At 43.6% G+C, this 25,867-nt stretch carries 23 protein-coding genes, 2 tRNA genes and 1 pseudogene; 7 read left to right on the top strand and 19 right to left on the bottom strand.

Features of this window, described 5'->3' with window-relative positions; genetic code table 11:
• Window positions 1-535 precede the first annotated feature (535 nt).
• From LEP1GSC194_RS00220 to LEP1GSC194_RS00200, 5 genes are all read right to left on the bottom strand, one after another.
• On the bottom strand, window positions 536-1,039 hold the full coding sequence (locus LEP1GSC194_RS00220; RefSeq protein ID WP_017808834.1) for an SRPBCC family protein: 504 nt from the start codon (window positions 1,037-1,039) through the stop codon (window positions 536-538).
• A 66-nt stretch (window positions 1,040-1,105) separates the two neighbouring features.
• A complete protein-coding gene (locus tag LEP1GSC194_RS00215) occupies window positions 1,106-2,065 on the bottom strand; it encodes a polyprenyl synthetase family protein (RefSeq protein WP_020771685.1) in 960 nt (319 codons plus the stop codon).
• 68 nt (window positions 2,066-2,133) lie between these two features.
• Window positions 2,134-3,069, bottom strand: coding sequence for a transglutaminase-like domain-containing protein (locus LEP1GSC194_RS00210; RefSeq protein ID WP_020771692.1), 936 nt, complete (start codon window positions 3,067-3,069; stop codon window positions 2,134-2,136).
• Window positions 3,070-3,229: 160 nt separating this feature from the next.
• Window positions 3,230-4,054, bottom strand: a complete 825-nt coding sequence (locus LEP1GSC194_RS00205) for a transketolase (protein WP_017808837.1) — start codon at window positions 4,052-4,054, stop codon at window positions 3,230-3,232.
• Between the two features lie 60 nt (window positions 4,055-4,114).
• Window positions 4,115-4,501 (bottom strand): hypothetical protein, encoded by a 387-nt coding sequence (locus LEP1GSC194_RS00200; RefSeq protein WP_036040428.1) that lies wholly within the window; start codon window positions 4,499-4,501, stop codon window positions 4,115-4,117.
• Window positions 4,502-4,648: 147 nt separating this feature from the next.
• On the opposite strand from LEP1GSC194_RS00200, the gene LEP1GSC194_RS00195 reads away from it, so the two are divergent.
• Both LEP1GSC194_RS00195 and LEP1GSC194_RS00190 read left to right on the top strand, forming a co-directional pair.
• Window positions 4,649-4,721: transfer RNA gene (locus LEP1GSC194_RS00195), tRNA-Thr, on the top strand.
• A gap of 10 nt (window positions 4,722-4,731) precedes the next feature.
• A tRNA-Tyr gene (locus tag LEP1GSC194_RS00190) sits at window positions 4,732-4,813 on the top strand.
• A 658-nt stretch (window positions 4,814-5,471) separates the two neighbouring features.
• Here the strand turns inward: LEP1GSC194_RS00190 and LEP1GSC194_RS00180 are convergent.
• The 5 genes from LEP1GSC194_RS00180 to LEP1GSC194_RS00160 all read right to left on the bottom strand — a co-directional run bounded on the left by LEP1GSC194_RS00180 (window position 5,472) and on the right by LEP1GSC194_RS00160 (window position 12,637).
• Window positions 5,472-7,046, bottom strand: coding sequence for a hypothetical protein (locus tag LEP1GSC194_RS00180; protein WP_020771679.1), 1,575 nt, complete (start codon window positions 7,044-7,046; stop codon window positions 5,472-5,474).
• Window positions 7,036-9,810, bottom strand: coding sequence for a transglycosylase domain-containing protein (locus LEP1GSC194_RS00175; protein ID WP_020771684.1), 2,775 nt, complete (start codon window positions 9,808-9,810; stop codon window positions 7,036-7,038). Before LEP1GSC194_RS00175 ends, LEP1GSC194_RS00180 begins: the two co-directional genes overlap by 11 nt.
• A 42-nt stretch (window positions 9,811-9,852) precedes the next feature.
• Window positions 9,853-10,752, bottom strand: a complete 900-nt coding sequence (locus LEP1GSC194_RS00170; protein ID WP_020771689.1) for a ChaN family lipoprotein — start codon at window positions 10,750-10,752, stop codon at window positions 9,853-9,855.
• A gap of 144 nt (window positions 10,753-10,896) precedes the next feature.
• Window positions 10,897-11,445 carry a glutathione peroxidase gene (locus tag LEP1GSC194_RS00165; protein WP_020771693.1) on the bottom strand — a complete coding sequence of 183 codons (549 nt, stop codon included), beginning with the start codon at window positions 11,443-11,445 and terminating at the stop codon, window positions 10,897-10,899.
• Window positions 11,446-12,025: 580 nt separating this feature from the next.
• The gene (locus LEP1GSC194_RS00160) at window positions 12,026-12,637 is read right to left on the bottom strand and encodes a hypothetical protein (RefSeq protein ID WP_020771695.1); all 612 of its coding nucleotides are present in this window, start codon (window positions 12,635-12,637) and stop codon (window positions 12,026-12,028) included.
• Between the two features lie 357 nt (window positions 12,638-12,994).
• Here LEP1GSC194_RS00160 and LEP1GSC194_RS00155 point away from each other — a divergent pair, with 357 nt between their 5' ends.
• Window positions 12,995-13,216 carry a hypothetical protein gene (locus LEP1GSC194_RS00155; protein ID WP_017809492.1) on the top strand — a complete coding sequence of 74 codons (222 nt, stop codon included), beginning with the start codon at window positions 12,995-12,997 and terminating at the stop codon, window positions 13,214-13,216.
• Window positions 13,217-13,765: 549 nt separating this feature from the next.
• On the opposite strand, the gene LEP1GSC194_RS00150 is transcribed toward LEP1GSC194_RS00155, so the two are convergent.
• From LEP1GSC194_RS00150 to leuC, 4 genes are all read right to left on the bottom strand, one after another.
• Complete coding sequence (locus tag LEP1GSC194_RS00150) at window positions 13,766-14,674, bottom strand: DMT family transporter (protein WP_036040415.1); 909 nt, start codon at window positions 14,672-14,674, stop codon at window positions 13,766-13,768.
• Between the two features lie 399 nt (window positions 14,675-15,073).
• Entirely contained in the window at window positions 15,074-16,090 is a 1,017-nt protein-coding gene (gene lpxD / locus LEP1GSC194_RS00145) for a UDP-3-O-(3-hydroxymyristoyl)glucosamine N-acyltransferase (RefSeq protein ID WP_020771690.1), read from the bottom strand.
• 276 nt (window positions 16,091-16,366) lie between these two features.
• On the bottom strand, window positions 16,367-16,960 hold the full coding sequence (gene leuD, locus LEP1GSC194_RS00140; protein ID WP_020771705.1) for a 3-isopropylmalate dehydratase small subunit: 594 nt from the start codon (window positions 16,958-16,960) through the stop codon (window positions 16,367-16,369).
• Window positions 16,957-18,369: a 3-isopropylmalate dehydratase large subunit gene (leuC, locus tag LEP1GSC194_RS00135; protein ID WP_036040412.1), complete on the bottom strand. Its 1,413-nt coding sequence runs from the start codon at window positions 18,367-18,369 to the stop codon at window positions 16,957-16,959. Before leuC ends, leuD begins: the two co-directional genes overlap by 4 nt.
• A gap of 98 nt (window positions 18,370-18,467) precedes the next feature.
• Here leuC and LEP1GSC194_RS00130 point away from each other — a divergent pair, with 98 nt between their 5' ends.
• Window positions 18,468-19,361: a LysR family transcriptional regulator gene (locus LEP1GSC194_RS00130; protein ID WP_020771698.1), complete on the top strand. Its 894-nt coding sequence runs from the start codon at window positions 18,468-18,470 to the stop codon at window positions 19,359-19,361.
• A 98-nt stretch (window positions 19,362-19,459) separates the two neighbouring features.
• Here the strand turns inward: LEP1GSC194_RS00130 and LEP1GSC194_RS00125 are convergent, their stop codons facing one another.
• From LEP1GSC194_RS00125 to LEP1GSC194_RS00115, 3 genes are all read right to left on the bottom strand, one after another.
• The gene (locus LEP1GSC194_RS00125; protein ID WP_020771707.1) at window positions 19,460-20,326 is read right to left on the bottom strand and encodes an LIC13305 family lipoprotein; all 867 of its coding nucleotides are present in this window, start codon (window positions 20,324-20,326) and stop codon (window positions 19,460-19,462) included.
• 267 nt (window positions 20,327-20,593) lie between these two features.
• On the bottom strand, window positions 20,594-21,598 hold the full coding sequence (locus tag LEP1GSC194_RS00120; protein ID WP_020771677.1) for a hypothetical protein: 1,005 nt from the start codon (window positions 21,596-21,598) through the stop codon (window positions 20,594-20,596).
• Between the two features lie 118 nt (window positions 21,599-21,716).
• Window positions 21,717-22,406: an HAD-IA family hydrolase gene (locus LEP1GSC194_RS00115; protein WP_036040425.1), complete on the bottom strand. Its 690-nt coding sequence runs from the start codon at window positions 22,404-22,406 to the stop codon at window positions 21,717-21,719.
• 100 nt (window positions 22,407-22,506) lie between these two features.
• Here LEP1GSC194_RS00115 and LEP1GSC194_RS00110 point away from each other — a divergent pair, with 100 nt between their 5' ends.
• Window positions 22,507-23,199 carry a DJ-1/PfpI family protein gene (locus LEP1GSC194_RS00110; protein WP_020771681.1) on the top strand — a complete coding sequence of 231 codons (693 nt, stop codon included), beginning with the start codon at window positions 22,507-22,509 and terminating at the stop codon, window positions 23,197-23,199.
• 48 nt (window positions 23,200-23,247) lie between these two features.
• On the opposite strand, the gene LEP1GSC194_RS00105 is transcribed toward LEP1GSC194_RS00110, so the two are convergent.
• Window positions 23,248-24,459 (bottom strand): serine hydrolase domain-containing protein, encoded by a 1,212-nt coding sequence (locus tag LEP1GSC194_RS00105; RefSeq protein ID WP_020771702.1) that lies wholly within the window; start codon window positions 24,457-24,459, stop codon window positions 23,248-23,250.
• A gap of 180 nt (window positions 24,460-24,639) precedes the next feature.
• Between LEP1GSC194_RS00105 and LEP1GSC194_RS00095 the strand changes: the two genes are divergently transcribed.
• Together LEP1GSC194_RS00095 and cutA are read left to right on the top strand one after the other, a co-directional pair.
• Window positions 24,640-25,122: an LIC_10730 family protein gene (locus LEP1GSC194_RS00095; RefSeq protein ID WP_017808437.1), complete on the top strand. Its 483-nt coding sequence runs from the start codon at window positions 24,640-24,642 to the stop codon at window positions 25,120-25,122.
• 12 nt (window positions 25,123-25,134) lie between these two features.
• Window positions 25,135-25,253: pseudogene (gene cutA, locus LEP1GSC194_RS23520) on the top strand (divalent cation tolerance protein CutA); the annotation flags it as partial.
• 5 nt (window positions 25,254-25,258) lie between these two features.
• Here cutA and LEP1GSC194_RS00090 read toward each other — a convergent pair.
• Window positions 25,259-25,852: a rhomboid family intramembrane serine protease gene (locus tag LEP1GSC194_RS00090; protein WP_020771704.1), complete on the bottom strand. Its 594-nt coding sequence runs from the start codon at window positions 25,850-25,852 to the stop codon at window positions 25,259-25,261.
• Window positions 25,853-25,867: the final 15 nt, after the last annotated feature.

The following is a 25,867-nucleotide window of genomic DNA, read 5'->3' as shown; positions in this document are numbered from 1 at the left end:
GCTCACTACGGATCGCGTTTCGGGTCGCGAAAGGTTTAACTCAATCTCGCTCCCTGCCGAATGACCCATAGAGAATGAGGCACCTATTTCAAGTGATCACTATCTGAACTCAGTGAAACGCTCACTACGGATCGCGTTTCGGGTCGCGAAAGGTTTAACTCAATCTCGCTCCCTACGGGTCGCTCGATAGGGACAGAACCTTGCAGCTTGATCTTTTTGATAATGTAAAATTAAGTTTTGGGACGCGCTGTAAATCTGTCGGAATTACGACAATCTACTGTAAAACAAGCAAGCCCCACCCTAATTTTGGGTGGAGGGGAGAGGCGGTGGGAAGACTCGGGAGATTTTTCTCTATCAGAAAATCATACTTTTTGCAAGTAAAAAGCTCCATTCTTGTCGGAACACTTGCATTTTATTGTGTAAAATCCTAATCCCTAGAACTAACCTCTCGCAACTTGAAACGTGCGTTTTTGATCCTTCTTTGGTGATCTCGCTTCAATCGCTTTCGCATCGATTACGGAGAACTCGCGTTATATTAGAATTGAATGTTTTTGATATAAACGACGAGCTGATCCAAAACGGTTCCCCAACCGTCGTAAAAACCCATATCCTCGTGTTTTTTTCGATTGGTTTCGTTTCCGTGAATCGCAGTCGCCCTATATTTAGTGCCGGTTCCGTGAGTTTCCAAAGTAATCACTGCGGTAAAAAAACCGAACGGATGAGTGGGATCGGGAGAAGGACGAAAGCCGGGCTGAAGAGCGTCCGTCCAAGAAAGTTTTTCATTCGGAATCACCTCGAGATAACAACCGATATTCGGAAAGTCCTGTCCCTCGGGGGATTGCATGATGGTCCGAAAAATTCCACCCGGTCTTAGATCGATCTCACAATCGATCGTTTTCCACGGCTTTGGACAAAACCAAGGTTTGAGATGTTCCGGAGTGGTCCATGCGGTCCAAACCAATTCTCGCGGAACGTCCACGATCCGTTCAATAACGAGATCGAGTTTAGGGTTCGGTTGTGGATAAGGTTGAGATGTCATTTTCTTTCTCCGTATACAGAATCGTTCGGGAAATCAGTGGACACTCTTATCGATCAAAATGCAAATCTATTCTTCCAAAAGTTTCAGAATTTGTTCTTTTAAAAGATTCCGGATCGAAGATTCGGAAAAACTATTTAAGAATTTCATTAAATTGTTCGCGATCGTTTGAAACTCCGTATCCATCCTTTCCCGGATCTGATAACGGGAAAGAAGACTTAAAATCACGACCCCGTCTCCCTGCGACCTTTCCGGCTTGGCAAAAAGCGAATGAATCAACTTTTTGTCGTTCTTATCCGCCCGATCGAGCAACAACAAAATCGGATAGGTATAAAGACCGTTGTAAAAATCTTTGAGAGGAACTTTCCCGCTTTTGCTTGCCGGAGTGAAATAATCGATCGCGTCGTCTTTTTTCTGAAAGAAAGAACCGAGATCAATCCCGAATTGTCTCAGTTTCTTTTTTTCCTTTTCGTTTTTATTCGAAAGAACTCCCGCGGAAAAGCTCACCGCGCCGAATAAGGAGGCGGTTTTACCATAGACAACTTTATTATAAATATCTAAAGTAATTTTCGGATTTTTTTCCCATTGCATTTGAATGAGTTCGGAGACGGAAAGATCTTTGATAACCCGCGTAAAAACGTCCATCAGCTCGGGATAACCCAGACCGTTCAGATGATCGATTCCGCAAGCAAGAAGGTAATCTCCCGCAAGAATCGCCGTCTTGTTGCCGAACTTGGAACCCACACTTTGAAGTCCTCTCCTGGTTGCAGCCTCGTCGACCACGTCGTCGTGAAGCAAGCTGGCGGAATGAATCAACTCGGCGATCGCTCCCACGTCCAACCAGTGTTTACCGGAATAACCTAAAAGCTGACAGAGACAATAGTGAAGAATCGGACGAATCCGTTTTCCACCGGATCGAATCGTATAGGTTTTGATTTCTGCGAGAATCTTGAGATCTTCCCGAATGATCGTTTCCAGTTTCTTATCGAATTTCCGAATCAGAGAATCTTTCAGTACGGACGCTTTCACTACCCCTTCCCGTGGGGACAGTATTCAAAATAACCGTACAGGCTCAAGCAAGAACTCTCGAAAGAAGTTTAGGCTTTGAGTTTGTTTTCCAAAATCAGGAGTTGTCGAGCGAGAATATCTTCCATATCTCGGAATTGTTCCTTACGATATATGTGAATCAAATTACGGTACATTCTTTTAATAATAGAAAGAGTGCTGGCTCTGGTAAAATATCTTTCGCTCGGAGTAAAACTGTTCGCTTCCAAAAATCGTATGCAGGTGGATTTATCCAGAAGAACTCCCCCGTGAAACGGATCGATGAAAGTTTCGTAATCCGGAGAATCGAAATGAAGGAGAAAGTGAAGCGGCATATTCACTCCGAACAGAGGAAGAGAAAGCCTTCTTGCTACGAGAAGATAAATCGCGGAAAGAGAAATCGGAATTCCTTTTCTCGTATGAACGATACGGGTCACAAAAGAATTCTCAGGATTGTCGTATTGATCGTTGTTCCCTTGAAAATTCTCCTCCGAAGAAAGCACTCTCGTCAGGAAATGAACCTTCAATTCTTCCGAAACGTATTCTGGATTGAGATCGCATAACTCTTCCACTCTCAAAGCAAGTCGATCCAAATAGACTTTGAATTCGTGATAAGACGCGTCCGGATCGCCGACGCTGGAAAGTAAAAATACCGCTTCTTCCAAATCGCCGTAGTCGTTGACGTGACCTTTACCTGCAAGAAGCGAATAACGCGTATTGATACGTTCCAGACGAACGATGGAAGAAATGGAACGCGCAAAAACCCTCAAAGTCGGATCCTTAAACTCTTCCACAAATTCGCTGATTTCAAATTGCCAAGGAACCATGTCGGCAATCTCGCGAATCACCCGAATTTTTTCTTCCGCGCCGGAAAACTCAAGTTGGTAAAACTTTTCTTCAAGTTTATCAGGTGGAAAATGAAAAGACTCGGAATATGAATCGTACAAAGGCATAAACAATATATTTTTACGAAAAACGAAATGAGTCAATTCGGAATAAAACCGGCTATCCGAAAAAATGGAATGAGTTCTATAACTTACTATGTCTTACGAGCGAAAGAAGGAAAACAAAACGTCGAAAGATAAGAATGTGGAAAAAAATTTAAAAAAGAAAAAGCTCCCCCGCAAAGGGCCGCGGGGAAACGTTCGATTAAACGGAAAGCGCCGATAACTCTTCGAGAGCCTTCTTTTCTTCTTCCGGCTTGGGAGGAGTTCCGTGCCATCCCGGATTATTCTCCATAAAAGAAACTCCCTTACCCAATACCGTATTAAATAAAATGATCGTCGGAGAACCTTTGTGAAGTTTCGCTTTTTCGAATGAAGAGATGATCGCTTCGATATCGTGACCGTCCGCTTCCAAAACGTTCCACCCGAAGGAAAGAAATTTCTTATTCAGAGGTTCGAGATTCATAACGTCTTTCGTAAAACCGTCGATCTGAATTCCGTTCTTATCCATAAAAACGATCAAGTTGTCCAATTTATAGTGGGCGGCGGATTGAGCGGCTTCCCAAGTCATTCCTTCCCCGCATTCTCCGTCGGAGATACAGGTATAAATCCTATGATTTTGTTTTTTGAATCTCGCACCGAGCGCAAGTCCCACGGAAACGGAAAGTCCCTGGCCTAAGGAGCCGGAAGAACTTTCAATTCCGCTCATATACCGAGTGGAAGGATGACCCTGTAGTTTACTTCCCAATTTGCGGAAAGTTAAAAGATCTTCCACCGGAAAATAACCGGAATGAGCCATAGCCGCGTAACGAATCGCGCATACGTGACCGTTGGAAAGAATTAGACGATCCCTTTCTTCCCAATCCGGATTGGACGGTTTATGATTTAGAATTTTCTTATATAGAACCGCATAAATATCCGCAAGGCCTAAGGGGCCGCCCGGGTGTCCGGAATTTGCGGCTGTTACCATCCGGATCACGCTCTTTCTAAGTTCGTTTGCAAAACTCTTGAGTTCTTTGATTTCGTTCATATTCTTCCTAAGCGAATGAGATGCCGATTTCCAACCTCGAAACGAGGCGCCGGAAGAAGGTCAGTTCGCGGAACGAAACAAAACCAAACCGGAAAGGAAAATTACAGTGTATAGAGGAAGGAAAATATAGTGCAGCTTTCTGTGGAATTCTTTTTTTCGAGTTAATCCGGACCAAACCATCAGTAACATTAAAATCAAGGTCAATACGGCAAACACACGATGTGTATCGATGATCCAGCGTTCCACCGCGGGAACGATTCCGACGTTTTCCAAACCGCCGCCTAAATATTTCACGTAAAGAAGAGAGAATGCCGTCGTTAAATTGAAGCCCGCGCCGAGGAGATTGAAAATGCGATGGAGAAGATTTTTTTTAAAACGAAAATAATAACCTGTGTAAAAACAAAGGATTGAAAGAGTCATTCCGGTATGAATCAAAGTTAGAATCATCTCTTCCATTTTCGGCAAACAAGCTGCAATCGAAACTTTTTTTCCTCAGTGGGAAATAAATAATCCGGAAAAACAAGTGAGGAACGTATTCGGATTTTTTATTTGACCGAGGAAAACAGCCTGTAATACTGGCTCCGATAGCGAATTGCTGCCTTAGCTCAATTGGTAGAGCATCTGATTTGTAATCAGACGGTTGTGGGTTCGATTCCTATAGGCAGCTATTTTTCTTCGGGTAGGTACTCAAGTGGCCAACGAGGGCAGACTGTAAATCTGCTGACTATGTCTTCGAAGGTTCGAATCCTTCCCTGCCCAAAAATTTTTCCTCACTTTCATCCAGCAAAATCTTACAAACAAAAACGAATCTGGAATGATTCGAATAGAGCAATGCGATCGCGACCCATAGGAAGCGATGCGAGACAGGAAGTCGAGCAAGCATTGCGACGAGCCTACGCGAGCGAGGCAGGATTGCCCGAGCGAAGGGGAGGCGAATCCAATCGAGCGACTCATAAGGAGCAAGATTGCCAAAAGCCGCAAAGCAAAGGCGTTGGCTCTCAACGAAGTTGAGAAAACCTGCCCAATTTCATTTTCCTACCTTTACAATAAAATCTTAATAAATAAAAACGAATCTGGAAGATAGATTCTGACCCATAGGGAAGAATCTGCTGAGTTACTTCGAAGCTTGCGAGTGAAAGCGTTTTGAGTTTCCATAAGAAACGAAAAACGCGACCTGAAACGCGAAATATATAAATAGATTTGAAATTTATTGACCAGAGATAGGAACCTGTGGTCGGCAGTTTTCAAAAGGATTTCTTTTTATCGGAAAGAACTTACCCGACCGTACGCCCCAATGTTCTTTTATAAAGCGGATAAAAACCATAATCCAAGTCGGGGATAAAAGGTAGGGAAAAATTTTCGATTTCCTTTTCTGACGAATCGGAAGCGTCCTAGATTAGGTGGCAACAATTCAAAATCAATTTGAATCCAGTATGTTCACGGAAATCTTCTTCAGATCGATCGAGTAAAAATTGTATTTCTTGTCGCTTGAAAATCCGTCGACAAAAAAACGATTTAAAGATTTACGATATACTAAATTAGACATTTGAAAGGCGATTTCCGTGCCTTCCGAATCCGCAAAGACAATTTGAGCAGAAATCGGATTGTATGCGGCGTTCGAAAACACCAAACTCCATTCTTCCTGATCGGACTCAAAGATGGGAGTAGCTAAGATCGTATCCGCGGAAAATTCCGAATAAGGAACACAATTCTGGGGCTGTATTAGATTTTTATTAAATAGTTGGCCTTTCCCATATTTACAAATATAGGAAGGCGAACTTGAAATCGTCAACGTCGTCCTCATTTTTCGATAATCCCAAAATGGAGTCGGATTTTTTTCGCCGGAAAATAATTTTTCATCCAAAAGTTTTCCGTAATTGGAATCGAATTCGTTTGAATCGACAGAATCGGATTCTTCGGTTTTATGGGAGGTGTCTTTTCCCAAAAAATGTTCAAACACGGGATCGGGAGCATCCTTGTTTAAGATTCTTACAGCCTTTATAAAACTCGGAGCGGAATTTTCGAAATTTTTAAAACAAACCCTGGATAAAAGTTCCTCCGATTCGTCTCCCGGAGAAAAATTTTTCGTAAGATGGGAACAGGCTTCCTGTTTTCTTCCGGAAATCAAAAGTGTTTTTGCGGTTTCGATTCCGCTTCGTTCTTGGCTCGCATAAGAACCGCTCATCCAAAAGTATCTCGCGGATGAATCGTATTTCCCCGAGTTTCTCAAAAACTTTCCGTAGAGATACAAAAGATCCGATTTTCCTTCTTCGCTTAACGATTTCAATTTACCGCCGGAATAAATTCTTTTATAAGCGCTTCCTCTTCCCGAATGAAGCGTAAAACTGATACGCAATGCCAAAGAAGTTTCGGGAGCGAGAATCCCTTTCATCTCTCCGAAAGCGTGGATTTTTTCCCAGCCGTCGTAATCGCCCGCTTTGATTTTTACCGCATAACAAGCCTTATAGAGAGGAGCGTTTTCTTTTTTGGAAAGAATTTTGAACAACGAAGGCATTTCTTGAACTACGCCCGGTTCCGTTGTTTGTTCGGAGGATGTTTCCTGGACGGAAGCGATTTCCTCCTTGGTTTGGGGCGACTTTGTTTCTTGAAAGAATACGTCCGGTTTCGGAATCGGTTTGTTACAACCCGAAACGACTGAAATGAGCGCGGAAGGACTTACGTTTAAACCGCTTGCCAACTCGCTAACGATCGACGGATATCTCCCTTTTTTATCCGTGATTTTCCCCGAACGACTCATCATCAGAATCGCCGGAATGTATTTGCGATATTTCTCATATAGGAAAAAAAGTCTCGAAGACGCGGTTTTACGAATATCCGATTTTTGAGAGGTCCGAAGTAGTTCCTCGTATAAGGGGATCGAAAACAACGGATCCTCTTTTTCCATCGCATACGCTTCCTCGTAGGAAACGGGATATACGTTTAAGACAAAAGTTAAGAATATTATAATAAAATAGAAAATTTTAAAATACATTTCGAAGTACTTCCCGTTTTGCGTCCGTTCCGTGATTCAGGGGACAAACTTCGGAAGGCACAGCGCCGCTCTTAAAAAGTTCTTTTCGGGGGTGTTTGCAGGAAGGGCCCGGAAGTTTACCGGATTCTTCGCAAACGGTCGCGTTTACCGCATGTTCGCCGACCGGATATTTTCTTTTTTCGTCCGCGTCTTCCGCAGTCTCGAAAATTTTGGCGACCGATCCCCAGAGAGGGGCCGCAACGGTTCCGCCTAACGCGGATGATCCGAGTCCGTAACTCGGGTCGTCGTATCCGAGCCAGATCGCCATCGACAATCCCGGCCTTACCCCCACGAACCAGTTGTCCCTGTTATCGTTGGTGGTTCCCGTTTTACCCGCCACTTCCCCTTTATATCCCGTGTTTCTCACTCCCGCCGAATTAGCGCTTCCGTGAAGAAGGTCGATCATGATTTCCGCAACTTGGGAAGATAAGACCTTTCTTTCCTCCGGAACTTTTAATCCGAACTCGTCCGTGGATTTTCTTTCGTAGACGATCTTACCGGACCGATCCGTGATCTTCTGAATCAGATATGGACGTTTGATCGTCCCGTCGTTTGCAAACGCGGAATACGCAAGCGCCATTTCCAAAGGAGAAATTTCCAAGGAACCGAGAGCCAAAGAAAGATCCCCTCTGAATCTGGAGGAAAGCACTTTCGAATCGGGAAAGAAATACTTTTGAAAGAAATCTTGAATCCTTGAAATTCCCAACTTCTCGGCAATTTGAACCGCCGCCGTGTTCTTGGACTTTGCCAAAGCTTGCCTAACGCTGATATCTCCGTCGTATTGATTTCCGATATTTTCGGGCATCCAATTTCCGGTTTGATTTCTGTAGATCAAAGGAGCGTCCAAAATTCTGGAAGAAGCGTTGATGAGTTCGGTTTCGATCGCCGCGGAATATAAAATCGGTTTGATGGAAGAACCCGTCTGACGTTTCATCGCGGTCGTTCTGTCCAACTGATTGTCTGCCTTGAACTCGGAGCCGCCGTGCATCAAGAGAATTTCCCCTGTGGTGGGATCAACGGCGACTAACGCAACTTGTAATCCCGATTCGTTCGCACCGCTGAAGGAATCCGTATCGATAAAAAGTTCAAGCGCCGGTGAAAGATCCTGAACGTATCTTCTAAAAACCGCCGTTTCGCTGGAATTCTTATTGTCCGTAAGTTTCGTCTTACGAACGAGTCCGTTCTTTTGTACGTTATCCACGTAAGTTTTTACGATTTTAGGAAGTTCCGCTTGGACAGGTTCCGCGATCGTAGTGTAAATCGAAAAACCTCCCGTTTCATAGATGTTGGAATCCGGATATAAGGAGTTCAAAAATTTACGAACGTGTTCCGTTACGTAAGGAGAATGATCCCTTCGATTTCCGAATACGGTTTCACCGGGAGATCTCATGTGAAACGAAAGATAGATTTCGTCCAGTTTCGATTTCGGATTTTCCTTTAGAATTTCGTCTTCCCGAAAAGAATGAACGATCGCATTGACCCTTTGTCTGGAAAGATCCGGATTTTTTAAAGGCGAAAATCGATTGGGCGCCGAAGCCAAGGAGGCGAGAACGATCATCTCCTCCGTATTGAGTTCGGCGGGGGTTTTTCTGAAATAGAATTCGGCCGCGCTCGCAAAACCGAAAGCGCCGTGACCCAAGTATACGTTATTTAGATAATATAAGAATATTTGCTTTTTCTCATACGAATATTCCAGGGCAAAAGCGAGTTGCGCCTCTTTGATTTTCCGAACGATACTTTTTTCACGATCGTCCAACAATATTCTCGCGAGCTGTTGTGTGATCGTGGAAGCGCCCTGTTTAAAACGAAAACTCGTGATGTTCACGAAAATCGCGCGGAGCACGGACATATAGTTGATTCCGCTATGAGAAAAAAACCTTCTGTCCTCCACCAAAAGAACGATCTTTTTCAGATTCTCCGGGTAAGCGTCCCATTCCAGGTTGCTCGTTTTTTTCGCGAAAATCTCGGAGACTTTCTTTCCGTCTCGATCGTAAATTACGGAAGGTTGATGGTTGTAAAAAAGGGAAATCATCTCCTTAAGTTCCGATTCTCGAGTGATCACCCCCACCCAAAAAAGAATCAATCCGACAAGCAACAGAGAAACGACCGCACCTGCGGTTAATAAAACTACGTTCGGAAGTTGAAGGCGCCGACCGGAGATTTGTTCCCTCAATCTCTCGGCGAGTGTTTTGATTCCAGGTTGTCCGTTTTCCTCGATCTCACGACGAACGGCAAAGAACGGTTTTTTTTCGAATGAAATCTTTTCCCTTCTAAGAAGCGGTCTGTCGTCCAAAGAGGTCGGTAAAAGGGAATTAGGCTCCGGATGTTTCCGTATATTCCGGAATTTTTGTGTGAGTTCCCACACTTTCCCGCTCAATCGGGTTTGAACCTGCGAGTAAGAATCCGAAATTCTTTCTAAGATTCCGGGTCCGGCCGTCGACGACGGTGCAGGGCTCGGCGGAGGAAAGTGGGGAGTTCCCGCATTTTTCGGCGGTTCCGGACTACGATTGATTTCGTTGGAGGGAGGAACAACGGAATGAGACGAAATCGGAACAGAAGAAGGTTTTGGAACGTCCATTCTTACCAAAACCTTGTGACCGCACTGGTAGCAAGTAAGCCTAAAAACGGAACCTGTGGGAACTCCTTCCGGCAGCCGAGAAGCGGTTCCGCAATCGGGACACAAAAATCGAGCGCTTTTAAGAGTCTGAATCCCGGTCTCCATCATCCTCTTAATTGTCGGAAGATCTTCGAGTTCCGGACAAGCACTTTAATTCTCTTTTTGCCTCCTTTCCGTAATCACGGTAAAATCACAACCCTTGAGTATTTCGGTCGGAACTACGTTATCCTTCTTCAGAGGAAACATGGAAATCGAGAGGATTTTGAATCCGACCTCGCGAAGTCTATGAACGACGCCGAAACCTTCGTCACTGTGAAAACGACCGTTGATATGAATCACCTTTCGTCTTTTTGTCAAAAACGTATTGGCGACCGAGTCGGCCATCCCTGCGTCCCAAAGATACTGAGCGTCCACAAATCTCCGTTCGGTGTTCGCGTCGAAATTCATACCCGGATGTAATTTAAGAATATTCTTAATTTTAGTTTCGTAATCTTCCTGGGAGAATCTACGAATCAGATATTTAGGCGGTAAAAAAACGGAACGAATCTTAAATAACGCTTCGAGTCCGGAGGAAGAAACCAGGTTGGCGTATTTTCTAGGAACGTTGGATGCAAGCACCGGAATCCCGTGTTCTTTTGCGAATTGCACAAAAGGATGATAGTCCCGTAAATAATTGGGCCAAAACTTTAGAGCGTTGAAGAAAGCCTTTTCTCCGATCTGACCGTTTAAATATTCATCCAAGGTTTTTTGTTGATCCCGTTCCAACATTTCCAGGGAAAGAATCACCGGAGTTTTCAAAGCGATTTTTTTGAACCAATCCAGGCGAATTTTGTGACCGACGATATCGTCGTGTTCCTCCCCAAATATTAAGATATCATGATTTTCAAATGCTTTAAAGATCGCTTCGGGATCAACCCCCGTCTCGGTCGTCCCCTTTTGGATGGAGATCGGCCGAGGACTTTCCTCGTTTTCGAGTTTAGTTTCGGGAAAGATGGAAAGACCGTTCCAGAAAAAGATCAGCAGAAACGTAAGAAATCGTATTTTACTCATAGCTATATAATAAAGTACTAATATTTTGCATTGAAGCAGGTTTTGCGATAAAAATTAACGGTACTCGATTTTATAAAGATCAGTAAAAGGAAAAATCGCGGGCAATACGTTTTCGAAAGTAGAATCCTCAAATTCAAAAGGAGCCTACTTCAAAAGAGATTCGATTTTCTGCGTCACTGCGGAACTGTCCGGTTCCACGGCGGAACGATATCTCGCTTCGATCTTTCCTTCTTTTGAAATCAGAATCTTCTCAAAGTTCCATTCCACTTCTCCGGGATTCGGAGAATTTTCGGTCAGATAAGAATACAAAGGATGTTTGTCTTTTCCTTTGACGGAAATTTTCGACATCATATCAAAACTCGCGCCTTTCTGAATTCTGCAAAAGGTTTCGATTTCCCGATCGGTTCCGGGCTCTTGGCTTCCGAAATTATTGGCCGGAAAACCGACTACTACAAATCCCCGATCCTTATACTTCTTATAGACTTTTTCAAGATTTTCGTACTGATACGTATAACCGCATTTGGAAGCTACGTTAACCACCATTATCACTTTTCCCTTATATTTGGAAAGAGTTATGTCGTTACCCTTGATGTCCTTTACTTTAAAATCGTAAAAACCTTCCTTTGCAAAAACTCCGCCTAACGGAAAAAGAATTCCCAAAATAAAAAACAAAATGAAAATTTTTAACTGCATGGATTGTAACCTTCTTTCATGAATTTAAATCCGAATTCGTATTTGTTTCAATCGTTTTTCAAAAAACGGAAATTCTTCGTTTTTAATTCCCTATTGAGCGCTAAATAATCAAACGTGAACTATATGTTAACGTAAGTTCGGTGCAACCAATGCGAAAGCGATTGAAGCGGAATCAACAAATTGGAATCGCGAAAAAATTTCGTTTTTAGAGCAATCTATCAATTTGTTGATTGGAGCAGAAAGCGCGGTCCAGCCCCGGTTTTTTCCGTAAGAAAAAACCGGGGCTGGATTCGCCCAAACTTTTAACCGTCGAATTCACGTTATGTTAGAAAAACTTGGTTATGTTTCAAGTGGCCAGTGATTCGTTGTCAGGGGTTAAAATTTTTCCGTTTTTTACCGTAAGGGCTTTATAAAACGCGTCGGAAATCATTAGAGTTGTTGAAAATTCTACGATTCATATTATCAAACCGCACGGGACCGCCTATTCTAATGAAATAAAATGCGATCTAAAATTATTTTTTCAACGATTCTATTGTGTTGTGATCCTTAGAGAGAAAAATTGAGGTAACACTTCGCGGTTTTATACTGCGATTTCGTTGAAGAAGGTAAGCAGATTCGGTTCTCCCTGTGCTTCCAAATAATCCAAGGCCTGTTCGACCACCGAATCCAAATAATAAACGTAGTTTTTATAGTTCTTAAGAAACTCCTTTGTCTCTTCCGTTTTTTCGGGGGAAATCTTTCCTTGGGCAATCAATTGAAAAAGGGCCAAAACTCCAAAGGCCGATTTGAGAGAATCCTGATTGGCCGCTATTTTTAAAATCTCGTCCAAATCCACTTCCGAAAAAGAAGGTAATAAATCCGTAATTAATTCCAAAGCTCCAATCGGAATCTGACGATCCAAAGATTTAACGTAATTGATGATGGCACGATAGGCGCGGCTGTCGCCGACCCTGGAAAAAATTTGAACCACTCCTGAAAGAAGTCTTTTATGATAACCCCAGGAAAGCCTACCCGAATCCGCGTCACGCATCACTTGGTATAAAAAACTCCAAACGAATTTGTCGTTTGCGATCGCTTTATCCGCGAGTTCGGAAAGCCATTCGTCAAAAGAGGGATTGTCCATTTCTTTCGAAAGGAACTCCATCAATTCGACCGGACTTCTTGTTTCAGGCATATGATTCTTTTGGCCCATGGGCAACGATTATCCTCTAGGACAGAATCATTTTCCATTCTTTTTCTTGGAAAGAAAACGAAATAAACCAAAAACCAAATCGGATAGATTCTATTTTTTGCCGTTATGCGTAGATTTGGCTTTAGGAATCGGTGGATAAACGAATGAATTGGGGACGAAGGAGATATTTTGCATAACGCTTCCTAAGAGGCGCTTAATCTTAGCTTCGCTAAGAACCAACGCTTTCGCTTCGCGGCTTTTGGCCACAACGCTTCCTAAGGGGCGCGTTGTGGGACAAACTCTTAAGTTCTTTCTTTGAAGAACTAAAATCTCTTTGACACAAAACGAGTACGATTTGAAAGATAAGGAGAATCTTATATGAATTCCCTTTCCACTCAAATTTTTCAGGATATTTATCACGCCTCTCAATCCGGAAAAATGACGACCATCGAGGACTTGGTGATCAACACGGCTCAATCCGCGTATCAACTCAGACCCCATCTGGAGGATTTAAAAGAATCCAGGTTCGTGATCGAACATCCGGAAGGTTTTGAAATCGCCCCATCCGGAACTCATTACTACAAAAGCCACTGGGGTTAAAAGCTGGCGAAAATATCGCCGATAAGTATTTGCCCTACTATGTATACAATAAAGTACCCAATATTTTGCGATGAAAATTAACAGTACTCAATTTTATAGATATCAGTAAAACGTTCCCGCACCAAAATTATACAATCCTAATATAACGCGGGTTCGGCGTAAAGGATCATACTATAAGCTCGGAATCAAATTACAACCGGCCTTGATTGAATCTCTGAATAAGTTCAAGTTTTTTTGGCCGGATCGTTTGTCGGAACAAGTTTAAAATAAGAGTCTGGTCCCGAAACTTTAAAATAAATCAGTTACAATCATTCGGTATAATTGTAATAAAATGCAGGAGTTCATACTAGGAATCAGTGGTTAGGAATCAGATCTCAGGGTTTAGGACTTTACATACAAGGAATCAGATCTCAAGTTTTGGTGTAATCCATGTTTATTTACACGATCCCTTTCATCTTCATTGAGGTAATCGGATTTCAAGGAGAAAGATCCGAAAAATTCTTTTTTCAAACTTGATCTTTTTTGTAATAAATCCGAACGAACGAAAACTCAAAATTCATCTTTTTTATTTTCACCGTTCCGATTTCGATTCAAAAGAAAAACCGCAAACACGGCAAAGGTCCCGCCGATCGTTGTCGCAAAACTCGGAGTTTCATCCAAAAAAATCCAACTTCCAGAAAGAGCCGTGACGGGAACCAAAAAGATAAACGAACTCGCAACCCTCGAACCCAATTTACTGGAAGCAAAAAAATAAACCGTAGTCCCGAAAGTCGTAGAAACCACGGAAAGATAAAGGATGTGAAACCAAAACTGCGGCCCGGAATTTAAGGCATTCTCCACTCCGTACGGAAAGGCGAGAAAAAAATCGAGAATCGTTCCGATCGTAAAAACGTAAAAACTGTACACAAGCGGAGAAATCGTCTGACCCGTACTATGACTATTCATGCTTAAAAAAGCCCAACTAAACGCACAAAGAAGAAAGAAAATATTTCCGGAGAGGAATAGGGAATTCGGATCGAGTTCCCAAAGTCTGAGAAGAATACAACCTCCGACCAACCCGAGTAAAAGTCCGATCCCTTCGCGAGCGGACGGCAATTTCTTTTGGAAAGAATGTACGAACACGTACGTAAAAATCGGATTCATCGTCGTCACAAGAACACCACCCGCTCCCGCAAGTCCGTTCTTTAAACCCAAGAGAAAGAATTGATTGTAAATCGTATAAAGAGCGCCGCCGATCGCGACCTGAAACCAGGTTTTATAGTTCGGTAGACGAAGGGATTCCTTTCTCCAGAGAACGATCGGAAAAAGCGAAATCGCAGTCGCCAAAAATCTCCAGAAGATGATCACGTTCGGATGTTGAGTTCCTACGATTAGTTTTGCCGAAGGCCAAGCAAAACCCCAGGAAATCATGGCAATCACTAGAAAGACGTAAAATTTCGCGCTTGCGTTCGATGGCATAAAAGCAATGAACCTCTTTTACCAATTTCGAAAATCAAAAGGCAGATTCAATCCTTACTTTCCAACCGATCGTTTAAGACTTATCTCAAAACATACTTTCTTTTAAAAAAAATCGTAACTTGATTACTAAAACAATCTGAGTTCGGTATAACCGATGCGAAAGCGATTGAAGTTGAACTCGGCCGAACACTCTCTAAACTCAAACCTCGCTCCTACGGTCGCTCGGTTGTGGATCGCGTTCTGGGAATCAACCAATTGGAATTACGAAAAAATTTCGCTCTTAGAGCAATCTATCAATTTATTGATTGGAGCAGGAAGCGAGCGGCCCCTCGCCGAATTCATGTTAAACGAGTCGCACCTTCCTACTTTCGAAAAAGATCGAGAACCCTATTCTTTAAATCAATCCTTGGATCGATTTCTATGTTCTCTCACAAGCTCCGGAAGTTTAGACAGGGAAGAATGAATTCGATGCATTTCCAGCGCGGGTTTTGCGGGAATGCCGAAGTAAGCGACTTTTTCCGTGCTGTTTTCGGTAAGACCCGACATTCCCAAAAGGATCGATCCCTTTTTCATCGTGATTCCTTCCGCGACCGCCGCCTGACCGCCCATGATAACACCGTCCTCCAAAGTAACGGAACCGGCAAGAACCGTTCCACCTGCGATGAAAACGTAGTTTCCGACTCTACAATTGTGAGCGATGTGAACGTGATCGTCGAATTTCGTATAATTTCCGACGGTTGTGGTTTCAATCGTCGCACGATCCACCGTACAACACGCTCCCATTTCCACGTAATCTCCGATAACTACGTTTCCGATTTGAGGAATTTTGTGACGCACTCCGCCCTTATCGTAAAAACCGAAACCGTCCGCGCCGATCACCGTATTTGCATGGATGAGATTCTGTTTTCCAAGAATACAATCGTATCCGATCACGACTCCCGATTTTAATACGGTATCTTCTCCGATCTTCGCTCCGCTTTCCACGACAACGTTCGGATAAATTTGACAATTGTCTCCGATCTCCACATTCTCTTGGATCACGGCAAAGTCCATGATCGTAACATTCTTTCCTAATTTAGCGCTTTCATGAATACTCGCCCTGTTGGAAATAGAAGAAGTCGAAGATTTCGGTTTCTTTTCAAAGAGGGAAAGTAATTCGATAAATTTGATTCTTGCCTGATGTTCCGGAACGATCAATGCGGAGGAAAACTCATCGGCCAAGGACGGAATGGTAAGCGCCAACTGAACCTGTTTCACTTTCGGATTGGAGCTAAGATATTTTTTCGCCTCGAAATAATAAATTCGATCGGGTAGAACATTCGAATGATTTTCAATGTCTCCGATTCCGTTGACATCCATTTCTCCGCTACCCTTAAGTTCCAGACCGAGTATTTTCGCTAAATCTTTGGCTTTCATAAGATCACATTTTTATTATATAAAAAAGGACTCAACTCGTTTTTATATTATAATTCAATATAAAACGCAAACGGACACTGTTCGTCATGTTGTAAATGTGAATCTTTTTTGTAAAAAAGAGTCACAAATGGAATCGAAATTCGTATTGCCTGCCCATCCCAGCAATTCAAAGAAAATGCGGATTGAAAAGAATTTCTCGGAACTTATCCTAAAACTTTCTTAATCCGGCAAGTTCATGCGGAAAAGAAGCCAACTTTTAAGATAAGCTCCAATTCTTCACCGAAGAGTGGACTCAAAGAATTCAATTTTTTGAATGTGTTTTCTCGTTAGATCGATATCGTCCCAACCGTTTCGAATACGATTCGCAAAAGATTCGGACAAAGTAAAACGATACTTTTTATCGCCTACAAAGAGAAGGAACCGGTCCAGGTCCACGGTTATTTTCACTCCGTCGTTCGCAGTTACGAATTGTAGAATTTCTTCCACTTCTACGAAAGAAAGACAAACCAAAGCGATTCCGTTCTTCGCACAATTTCCGAAAAAGATATCCGCAAAAGAAGGGGCGATCACGGCCCTAAAACCGTAATCGGCTAAACTCCAAGGAGCGTGTTCTCTGCTCGAACCGCATCCGAAATTCTCGCCCGCAATCAAAACGGAAGCGCCCTTGTAACGCGATTGATTCAAAACAAAATTTGAATCCGGTACCTTGCCCTCTTCGTCCGTATATCTCCAGTTATGAAATAAGTGAACTCCAAATCCGGTGCGTTCCGTCTTTTTCATAAATTGTTTCGGGAGAATTTGATCCGTATCTATATCCTTTCCATACAGAGGAACCGCAATCCCTTCGTGTTTTGTCCAAGCCCGACTCATATTCTTTCCTCCTCTAATTCTCGAACCGTTCCGAATCTTCCCAGAACTGCGGCGACGACCGCGCTTTCCGGACTTACCAAATGTGTACGACCTCCCCTGCCTTGTCTGCCCTCGAAGTTGCGATTGGAAGTGGAAGCGCATCTTTCCCCCGAAAGCAGATAGTCGTCGTTCATCCCGAGACACATAGAACATCCCGGAAGTCTCCATTCAAATCCGGCTTCGATGAGAATTTTGTCCAGCCCCTCTTGTTCAGCCTGTCGTTTTACTCTTCCGGAACCGGGAACCACGATCGCCTTCACGTTAGACGACACTCGCTTTCCTTTTGCTACTCGAGCGGCCCTTCGTATGTCTTCGACACGAGCGTTCGTACAGGAACCGATGAATACCTTATCGATCTTTACGGAACTCATATCGTCGCCGGGATTTAACCCCATGTATTCTAGGGATCTTCTTGCCGCAGCCCTTGTTTCCGGATCGGGAAAAGCATCCGGATTGGGAACTTTGGAAAGAACGGGAACCACCTGTCCGGGGTTGGTTCCCCAGGTAACCATCGGAGAAACCTCACCGGCGTTCAAAACGAACGTCTTATCAAAAACTGCGTCCGCGTCGGACTTTAAAGTTTTCCAATATTCTACTTTTCTGTTAAACTCTTCGCCTTTGGGGCTGTAATCCCTTCCGGCAATATAATCGAACGTAGTTTGATCGGGCGCGACCAAACCGGCTCTTGCCCCCGCTTCGACACAAAGATTACAAAGAGTCATTCTTTCCTCCATGGAAAACTTTCTGATTGTTTCTCCGGAGTATTCGACGACGTAACCTTGACCTCCGTCCGTTCCGATCTTTCCGATCAAATATAAGGCCAAATCCTTCGCGCTTGCGTCCGAAGAAAGTTCTCCTATGATTTTTACCGAAAAATTTTTTGATTTTTTAAGACGAATTGTCTGCGTTGCTAAAACGTGTTCGATCTCGCTCGTTCCGATTCCTAATGCAAATGCGCCGAACGCTCCGTGTGTGGAAGTGTGCGAATCTCCGCAAACAATCACGGTTCCGGGTAACGTGAGTCCCATCTCGGGACCGACTACGTGAACGACTCCCTGATCCGGATGATCGATATCCAAAAGCTCGAGTGCGAATTCCGCGCAGTTTTTTGAAAGAAGTTCCATCTGTTTTTTAGAAACTTCCCCGGCTCCGTTCCAATCCCTATTCCTCGTGGAAACGTTATGATCCATGATCGCAAGAGTTCTGTCTTTTCTGCGAACCGATCTTCCTTTTTCCTTCAAAGCCGCAAACGCCTGAGGAGAAGTTACTTCGTGAAGAAAATGTCTATCCACGTAAAGAATATCCTCTTCTCCGTCGCGAACAACGACTCTGGACTCCCAAATCTTATCGTACAATGTCTTACCGGCCATATCTCCTCCCGATAAAAAGAAGATAGCAGAAAGAATCCTATAATGCAAATAAATAGGATTGATTGACATTATAACTAAAAGTTATAGATTAAGAATCGATGGAATTCAGACAGATCCGATACTTCCTCGAAATCAGGGACGCGGGAACGTTTCAAAAAGCCGCCGGTGCATTGGGCCTAACACAACCCGCCCTTTCTCGTCAGATTTTTCTTTTGGAAAAAGAATTGGGCTGCTCCCTTTTTGAAAGAGGTCCCAGACAGATACGACTCACCTACCAAGGAGAAGTTTTTTTAGGTTATGCGCTGAAAATGCGGGAACTCTGGGAAGAATTAAAATCCGGAATGAAAGAACCGGGCAAAGAACTCTCGGGAGAATTTTCCATCTCCGCCGGGGGAACCGTATCGGCTTGGATTCTCCCCGAAATTTTAAAGAAGATTCGAAAGAATCATCCGGATCTTGTCCTTTCCGTAAGAGAGGGGGATTCCTTGGAAACCAAGGAAGCGATTTTGTTAAACGAAGTCGACTTGGGAATCCTAACGGGACCCGTAAACGAGCACGGTCTCGTTTCCAGAGAGTTTCTCTCCGACAGAATCGTTCCGGTCGCGCCGAAAACGCATAAAATTTTTCAAAAGAAAAAACAAACGCTCAAAGACATTCAAGAAGAATCCTTCGTGTTTTTTCATCCCGCCTCGGCGATCCGAAAGGCGGTCGAAAAAAAGATCCGCTCGTTCGGAAAAACATTTCGTCCGAAAATCGGGATGGAACTTCGAAGCGTAGAATCCGTAATCAAAAGTATCGAGGCGGATCTGGGAATCGGATTTTTATCGGAATACAGCCTTACGCCCAAGCTCAAAGTGATTTCGATTCCCGAATTGTTCGTAGAAAGAAAATTTTATCTTTGTCACAAGAAATCGATTCGCCCGAGTTTGTCAAAACTCGCGGAAGCCTTGGTTCGCGAAACGAAAAGCCGATTTGAGTCTTCTCGCTCCTAAAAGAACACATCCCTCGCATAAAAATACGATACGGCGGAGCCGAAATTGAATTCTAAGATTCATTCAAGATTTCATGGATTGGAAGTTTAAAATTGAAATCAATTACAGGCGTTTGCCGTCTCGGTGATTCTCGTTTTCCAAAACGTGTTTTCAGCTCCCGCAAACGACCAAAATCGATTCATATTAGATATAAGTTTTATAGTCTTTGCCGCCAGAATCGGATCGGCTTGGCAAAAATTGATTAAAGTGTCGGATTGGAATTGTTGTAAACCGCCAAGAATTGCAGCCGCAAAGATAGCACGATCTTCCAACTTATTCGTCGTTCCGTAGTAGCTTAGAAAACCGGAAACCGGATGAATGATATGGGTCCAAACGTTCGCCGCCGCGCCGGAATTGGAAACGCCGCCGTATTGAAATCCGACCGGATTCAAACCGTTCCAGTCGTCCGTAGTTTGGGAATAGAAAGGACCGAATTGCGAGTAATCCACATTATGCATCAACTCATGATGGATCGTTGAAGCGTAATCCTCTTCGCAGCCATTGCAGGAAGCGATCCCTTGCCCGACCGAAAGATAAATTCCGTTTTCAGAACCGAGAGAAAGACCCCTTGCACCGCCGCCGCCATTAACACCGTTTATATACTTGACTAAATAAATTTTTTCCGCCTTCGCCTTGATCCAATACCCTCTCGGATATTTTGCAATTTGTGCGCGAAGGAGCGTAACGTAAACGTCGAGGTCCTCTTCCGAATAACTCAGATCGAACGTATACCAAGGAGAAGAGGGAGGCATCGTATGTGTAATGATCTGCACGTCTCTATCGTAATTTTCTACGCGGTTCGGATCATCCGGTTGTACGGATTGTAATAAAAGCAAGGACAAAAGAAATTCGTTCACTTTGTCGTCTTTTGGCGAGCACGCAACCATAGCCGAAACAATCAGAACAGAGAGAAAAAAGTTTTTCATCATATATCTTATTAAACAAATTCATACTCTCCGATTTGCTTCCGATTATAACTTGATTGAGTTAAAAAACGTTCCACTTCAGCGATCGTTCATCGCTACAAAAAAATAAAAAGGAAATTTGCGGAAGTTCCTGCGTTTTAGATGTCAGCGGATAGGAATTGGCGTTCATGATTGAAGAACGGCGGTTTTCCTGTGATCGGTTCGGATTCGAAAAGATACAAGAAAACCGAAATCGGAAATTAACCGAGAAAACTCAGGGTTTCATTTCTAAACTTCCGGTTTCATTCCGTGAGAAAAATCGTCGGTAAGAATTTCAAAAGCAGTTTTGCGGTTCGAGGTCAGTTTCAAAAATGCGAGATCCTGTTTCCTCTTCACGAAAAGTTCCGTGTTTGCGATCTTACTATTCAGACAATGTTTCCAGCCGCCCGGCGGATTCCAATATTGAAGACAGGCGAAGTCCCGAGGTTCCGCATAGATTCTTCCTTTCAATTGAATCTCACTTGAACTCGCCGAAAAATTCCAATCGAAGTAACGATACTTCGCTCTCGCGAAACTCGAAAGAGGATGATTGAGTTTATAATCCTTTCCTCGAAACCGAAATACGATCGGAGTGATCGCAGGGGTCCAAATAGGTCCGATCTTCAACTTTGCGGTGGCAAGTTCCAAGAAAGAATCCGCTTCTTCTTCGAAACCTACGACTTGCCCCCAAGCGTATTGATCGGTATGTTTGGACCCCCAGTTATGATTGTGGCTTCCGATCCAATTTCGAACTCGAATCTCTTTCGAGCCGAGTTTGAGGCTTCCCGAAATTTTCACTCCGGGATTTCCGACCAACACTTTCGCTTTCGGGAAACTTCCTTCGTACAAATTCTCGGGAAAAAGAAAAAGCGGAGGACTTCCGCCGGTGATTTTTAGATTCCAGAAAAAATTCTCGGGGCCTTTTTTATTTCCTGCCTTTCCTTTGAGATACGAATCGGTAAGTTCCGAATCTCCGATTTTTATCGATAAGGGCGTGGATTGAAATTTACATTTTTCGATCGGAAACTCGGACTTAGAAACGAAACGAGTATTTTTTTCTCCGTCGAAATATATCGCCCAGAGCTCGCCGATCGCATCTTCAGGGCGATTTTTAGGCGAAAAGATCGTATAACGAATCCAGACCGCCTGACACGCGTTAGGGTTATTGGCTCGTACAAACCAACTTTCATAGTGTCCCGTCTTATCGTTCGTTTTAAATCTCGGATGATTGAAATTGGATAGGATCGTGTTCATAATTTTCCCTAAATCGAAAGACTTTCGACTCTTCGTCCTCTTTCTCAAGTAGAATTCTCGCTCCGAAACGATATTTTTCTCTTTTCTATATCTTGAGATAACTCCAGCTTGAACCTTATTATAAAAATTGAATCAACTCCGAGAGGGATTGCAAATCGCCTTTTTCTTTTTTTAAGTAGGATCTCCAACCTAAGGATTTCGGAACTACGATATCCAATTCGTACTTATCTCCGCAATAAACCAAACTTTCCCCCGGAAGCCCGACCAAACGCATCGCCTCTTCGAATATTTTCGGAGAAGGTTTTTCGTATCCGAATTCCGCGCTTACGATCAAGGGATTCAAATGTTCTAATATTCCTTTCGCCTCCAAAAGATCCCTGAGTCTGTGATCCCAATTCGAAATCGCCCCGAGTCCCCAATTTTTATTCTCACAATAATCTTTGAGTTCCCAAAATCCGGGATCCACGTTCCAAAGTTCCGGGTCCGCAAATCTAGGATAGATGACCGGAAACGCTTTTTCAATCGGGACACGATCCGGAATTCTTTCCAAAAAATCTTCCAGTAATTCCTTCCACCAGCCGGGGGTTCCTCCCGAATGGAATCGATATTTATCCCTATGTTCGGGCGGCGCATTTTCGTGCATCTTATGCCAAGATTCCGAAAATGCTTTTCTGTAAAACTCTCCCGCGTTTTCTTCCTTTTTCAATCCCGCATCTTCGAGGATTTCAAGATAAGTTTCACCCGCCGATTTTTTCAGATGAAGAATCGTGTCTCCCACGTCCAGAAATAGATATTTATCATAACTCACGGACTTACTTTTTTCCACCCCGGCCTTTTTGCATCTCCGAATGAATTTTGATATCAAAAATGGCTTGTAAGTCGCATTAAAATATTTACTTTCTGGGTTTATGCCAGTTTCCAATTTCTCCATCGGAATTTTTATCTTTCGGGGAGTTACTCAACTCGACTTTACGGGACCTTATGAAGTTTTTTCAAGAATCCCGAACGTCAAAGTATTTCTATTTGCTCAAACGAAAAGTCCGGTTACCGCCGAATCGGGAATGAAATTGATTCCCGATTATGATTTTTCGGATTGTCCCGATCTCGATATTCTGCTCGTGCCGGGAGGTTCCGGAACAACCCCTCTTATGGAAGACTTCGAGGTCTTGGATTTTCTCAAAAGGAAAGCGGAGAATTCTAAATTCGTCACTTCGGTTTGCACCGGTTCTTTGGTCCTCGCTTCGGCCGGCCTTCTTGACGGTTATAAGGCGACAACTCACTGGCTTTCTTTAGATGCTTTAAAATTATTTCCGGTTCAGATTTCGGGGAAACGTTTTATCAGGGATCGTAACCGCATCACCGGCGGCGGGGTCACCGCGGGAATCGACTTTGCCCTTTTCTTAACCGCTGAATTTTTCGGAGCCGAACTCGCCGAAGAAATCCAACTCATGATCGAATACAATCCTTCTCCTCCGTTTACCTCGGGGCATCCTACCACCGCGACCTCTCATTTGGTGGAGAAAGTGAAGTTAAGTCGGGAAATCACTCAAAATCGGAGAAAGGCCGCCGCCATCCGGGTTTTAGCTTCGAAAAGCAGATGATCGATCCCGGGTCCGTTTTATTTTTAGAAAATCATAATTTCAGAATATTCAGTTTTCTTGATGAATAAAATGAGGCTCGTCCAGGTCCTTCCAAAGCGCCGAGTTGCCGATCGTGACCGACGCCTCGTGAATTTCGTTTAAAAACTCCGCTTCTTTTTCGGGAATTTTTCTCTTTTCCTTCGAGTCCAAAGATTCCTTTACGCTTGCAAGAATTTTATCCAAAAGGAAATGAATCGGTTTATCCCAAATCGCGGAAGTGACTACGATCACCATTCTTCTGTGAGGAATCACATACACGAACTGACTTCCCTTTCCGTTCGCCATAAACGTCTTTTTACCTTCGAATTGATGCGTCCAAAGTTGATATCCGTAATTTTGCGAAGCTCCCGGTTTGACGGCTTGTTTGATCCAATCGGGTTTGAGAATTTTCCTACCTCGATAGTTTCCGTTATCCAAATATAAAATTCCGAGCTTCATCATATCGATCGGCTTCAACCTCAAACCGAAACCCGCGGTCTGTCTCCCCGAAGGAGACGTATACCATTCATAACCTTTAAAATCGAGCCAGGAGAACAAAGTCTTTTCGGCAAATTGAAGCAGCGTCATACCCGCTTTGTTTTCCAAAACCGCGGCGGCAAGTTGGGAATCTCCGTTGCTGTAATCGAACTTCGTTCCGGGTTTGTCTTTGACTTCGGGTAACAACGCGATCACGAGAGGATCTTCCGCCGTCCTAATATCCTCCCGTTCCGGAAACTCGGACCAGCGCATTCCGGAGGCCATATGAAGAACGTCCCTGAGTCGAAGCGATTCCTTTCCTTCGAGTAAAGGGAAAGGCAGGTTTCCAAGAGAACGCAGGGAATCCATCACCGGTTCGTCCACGGTTTTTAGAACTCCTTCGAAATTTAAAATCCCAAGCAGAGTGGACGTAACCGTTTTTGTGACCGAATAAACGCTTTGATTGTGATTGCGGGTAACACCGCCCGCATAACGTTCCATAACCAACTTTCCGTCTTTTAGAATCAAAAGAGAACGAACCTCGAGTCCCTCTTCGCGAATGGATTTTGATAAACGAAGTAAAGGAATCGAGTCGAGCCCCGCGTCTTCCGGCAAGGCGATCGAAAAACCTTCGAAAGGAGTTCTATTGAGTTGTTTCGGAGCAAAAGAACGAGAGACACTTTTTAACGCTACTTCTCCCTCGTGTCCCGCGGACGCGCAGGAAAAAATCAATCCGACCCAAATCAGAAAAAGAAAAATTCTCATGGTAACACTCACTCTTTTTCATAAAAGATTCAAATCGAATCTTTTTCATTTAAATTCACGATTTTTGAAATTTATTTCCTACCGTTTTTTCGCACGGAACGGTTTCAAAATCGATTTTTCAACTCGGGATTCGAGTGGCTTTTTTCAAAACTTTTGCGAGAATTTATCGAAGAGTCATCGATGAATTCAAAATTCATTCTACATTCTTTTCTGATATGTTCTCTTTGCGTTTCCATTGCGACCTTGGATTGTTTGGTCCGAGTCGACTGGGATTCTCCCAATCCAAAAAAAACGAAAAAGGCTCCGTCCCCCGACGCCTTTCCCACAGCGGAAGAAGCCAACCTAACACAAGTGGAGCGAGCTCGACTCGTCAAAGAAGGAAAACGGACCGGACTTTCTCCGGAAGGTCTCGAACTCGTTCACGGTCAAGAATCCAAATTCTCCTACGAAAACGCCTGCACTCAACTTCTTGCCAAGTGCCAGTCGAATTGTATGGAAGAATGGTATCCTTTCACTTCCATCTTCCTGCCGATCATAGGTTACAGAAGCGCGAGGCAGAGGCAATGTATGGATCGATGCAATCAATTCTGTAAACTTCCGAGTCGAATCCTTTCGGGTGAAACGAGTACGACCCCTACAAGTCCCGGACCGCAATCTCAATGAGATTTTTCTAATGAAGAATATATCATGAAACACCATCCCTACCTTGCCCGGAAGTGATTAAAATGGACGTAAGTTTCGGCTCCGAAAATTATCGTAAGTTCATTCAATCGAAAATCGATCGGACCGAATGACTCGTTCAACTTCCGGAAATATTTCGAAGAACCCTGCTTAAAATTTCGGGTTCGAGTAAAAGAGCGAACGCAATTCCGCATAACGCACCCCATAGATGGGCGTCGTGATTGATTCCGTCCGCCGCTCCGCTTTTTGAGGAAAAATACGTATAAACCAAATACAGAACCGCGTAAATCGCCCCCGGAATCGGGATCGGTATGAACATCATATAAAGCGAAAGATTCGGATAAAAAAGAATCGTCGCGAACAACACTCCGCAAACTCCCCCCGAAGCGCCTAACGTCGCGTAAAGGGGATTTTCCCGATTTTTTCTCCAAGAGATGACGCTCGTAATCAGGATCGTACCGAGATAAAAGAGGACGAATTTGACCGGGCCTACCGTGATTTCCAGATTCTTTCCGAAAGAATAAAACGAAACCATATTGAAGATCAAGTGCATCCAATCCGCATGGATAAAACCGGAAGTGAGAAGAGTGTAATAATTTTTATCCCTTTGCAAACGATACGGAGTAAGAATGAACTTGCCGAGTTTTTGCTCGGATGCGAAACACCACGCACTCAGGCCGAAGGTGACGAGACAAATCAATATTGTGATCAAAATGGATTTCCTTTT

The organism is Leptospira alstonii serovar Sichuan str. 79601 (assembly GCF_000347175.1).
GTDB classification, from domain to species: Bacteria; Spirochaetota; Leptospiria; order Leptospirales; family Leptospiraceae; genus Leptospira; species Leptospira alstonii.
Note: the sequence above shows the minus strand (reverse complement) of the source record. Positions and strands in the feature narration are given on the sequence as shown.

Excerpts from the sequence above, each read along its gene's own strand:
- LEP1GSC194_RS00175 (WP_020771684.1), bottom strand. The coding sequence starts at position 9,810 with ATGATGGAGACCGGGATTCAGACTCTTAAAAGCGCTCGATTTTTGTGT.
- LEP1GSC194_RS00200 (WP_036040428.1), bottom strand. The coding sequence starts at position 4,501 with ATGATTCTAACTTTGATTCATACCGGAATGACTCTTTCAATCCTTTGT.
- leuD (WP_020771705.1), bottom strand. The coding sequence starts at position 16,960 with ATGAGTCGGGCTTGGACAAAACACGAAGGGATTGCGGTTCCTCTGTAT.
- leuC (WP_036040412.1), bottom strand. The coding sequence starts at position 18,369 with ATGGCCGGTAAGACATTGTACGATAAGATTTGGGAGTCCAGAGTCGTT.
- LEP1GSC194_RS00220 (WP_017808834.1), bottom strand. The coding sequence starts at position 1,039 with ATGACATCTCAACCTTATCCACAACCGAACCCTAAACTCGATCTCGTT.
- LEP1GSC194_RS00165 (WP_020771693.1), bottom strand. The coding sequence starts at position 11,445 with ATGCAGTTAAAAATTTTCATTTTGTTTTTTATTTTGGGAATTCTTTTT.
- LEP1GSC194_RS00120 (WP_020771677.1), bottom strand. The coding sequence starts at position 21,598 with ATGAACACGATCCTATCCAATTTCAATCATCCGAGATTTAAAACGAAC.
- LEP1GSC194_RS00125 (WP_020771707.1), bottom strand. The coding sequence starts at position 20,326 with ATGAAAAACTTTTTTCTCTCTGTTCTGATTGTTTCGGCTATGGTTGCG.
- lpxD (WP_020771690.1), bottom strand. The coding sequence starts at position 16,090 with ATGAAAGCCAAAGATTTAGCGAAAATACTCGGTCTGGAACTTAAGGGT.
- LEP1GSC194_RS00160 (WP_020771695.1), bottom strand. The coding sequence starts at position 12,637 with ATGGGCCAAAAGAATCATATGCCTGAAACAAGAAGTCCGGTCGAATTG.
- LEP1GSC194_RS00110 (WP_020771681.1), top strand. The coding sequence starts at position 22,507 with ATGCCAGTTTCCAATTTCTCCATCGGAATTTTTATCTTTCGGGGAGTT.
- LEP1GSC194_RS00180 (WP_020771679.1), bottom strand. The coding sequence starts at position 7,046 with ATGTATTTTAAAATTTTCTATTTTATTATAATATTCTTAACTTTTGTC.
- LEP1GSC194_RS00155 (WP_017809492.1), top strand. The coding sequence starts at position 12,995 with ATGAATTCCCTTTCCACTCAAATTTTTCAGGATATTTATCACGCCTCT.
- LEP1GSC194_RS00150 (WP_036040415.1), bottom strand. The coding sequence starts at position 14,674 with ATGCCATCGAACGCAAGCGCGAAATTTTACGTCTTTCTAGTGATTGCC.
- LEP1GSC194_RS00170 (WP_020771689.1), bottom strand. The coding sequence starts at position 10,752 with ATGAGTAAAATACGATTTCTTACGTTTCTGCTGATCTTTTTCTGGAAC.
- LEP1GSC194_RS00105 (WP_020771702.1), bottom strand. The coding sequence starts at position 24,459 with ATGAGAATTTTTCTTTTTCTGATTTGGGTCGGATTGATTTTTTCCTGC.
- LEP1GSC194_RS00130 (WP_020771698.1), top strand. The coding sequence starts at position 18,468 with ATGGAATTCAGACAGATCCGATACTTCCTCGAAATCAGGGACGCGGGA.
- LEP1GSC194_RS00205 (WP_017808837.1), bottom strand. The coding sequence starts at position 4,054 with ATGAACGAAATCAAAGAACTCAAGAGTTTTGCAAACGAACTTAGAAAG.
- LEP1GSC194_RS00095 (WP_017808437.1), top strand. The coding sequence starts at position 24,640 with ATGAATTCAAAATTCATTCTACATTCTTTTCTGATATGTTCTCTTTGC.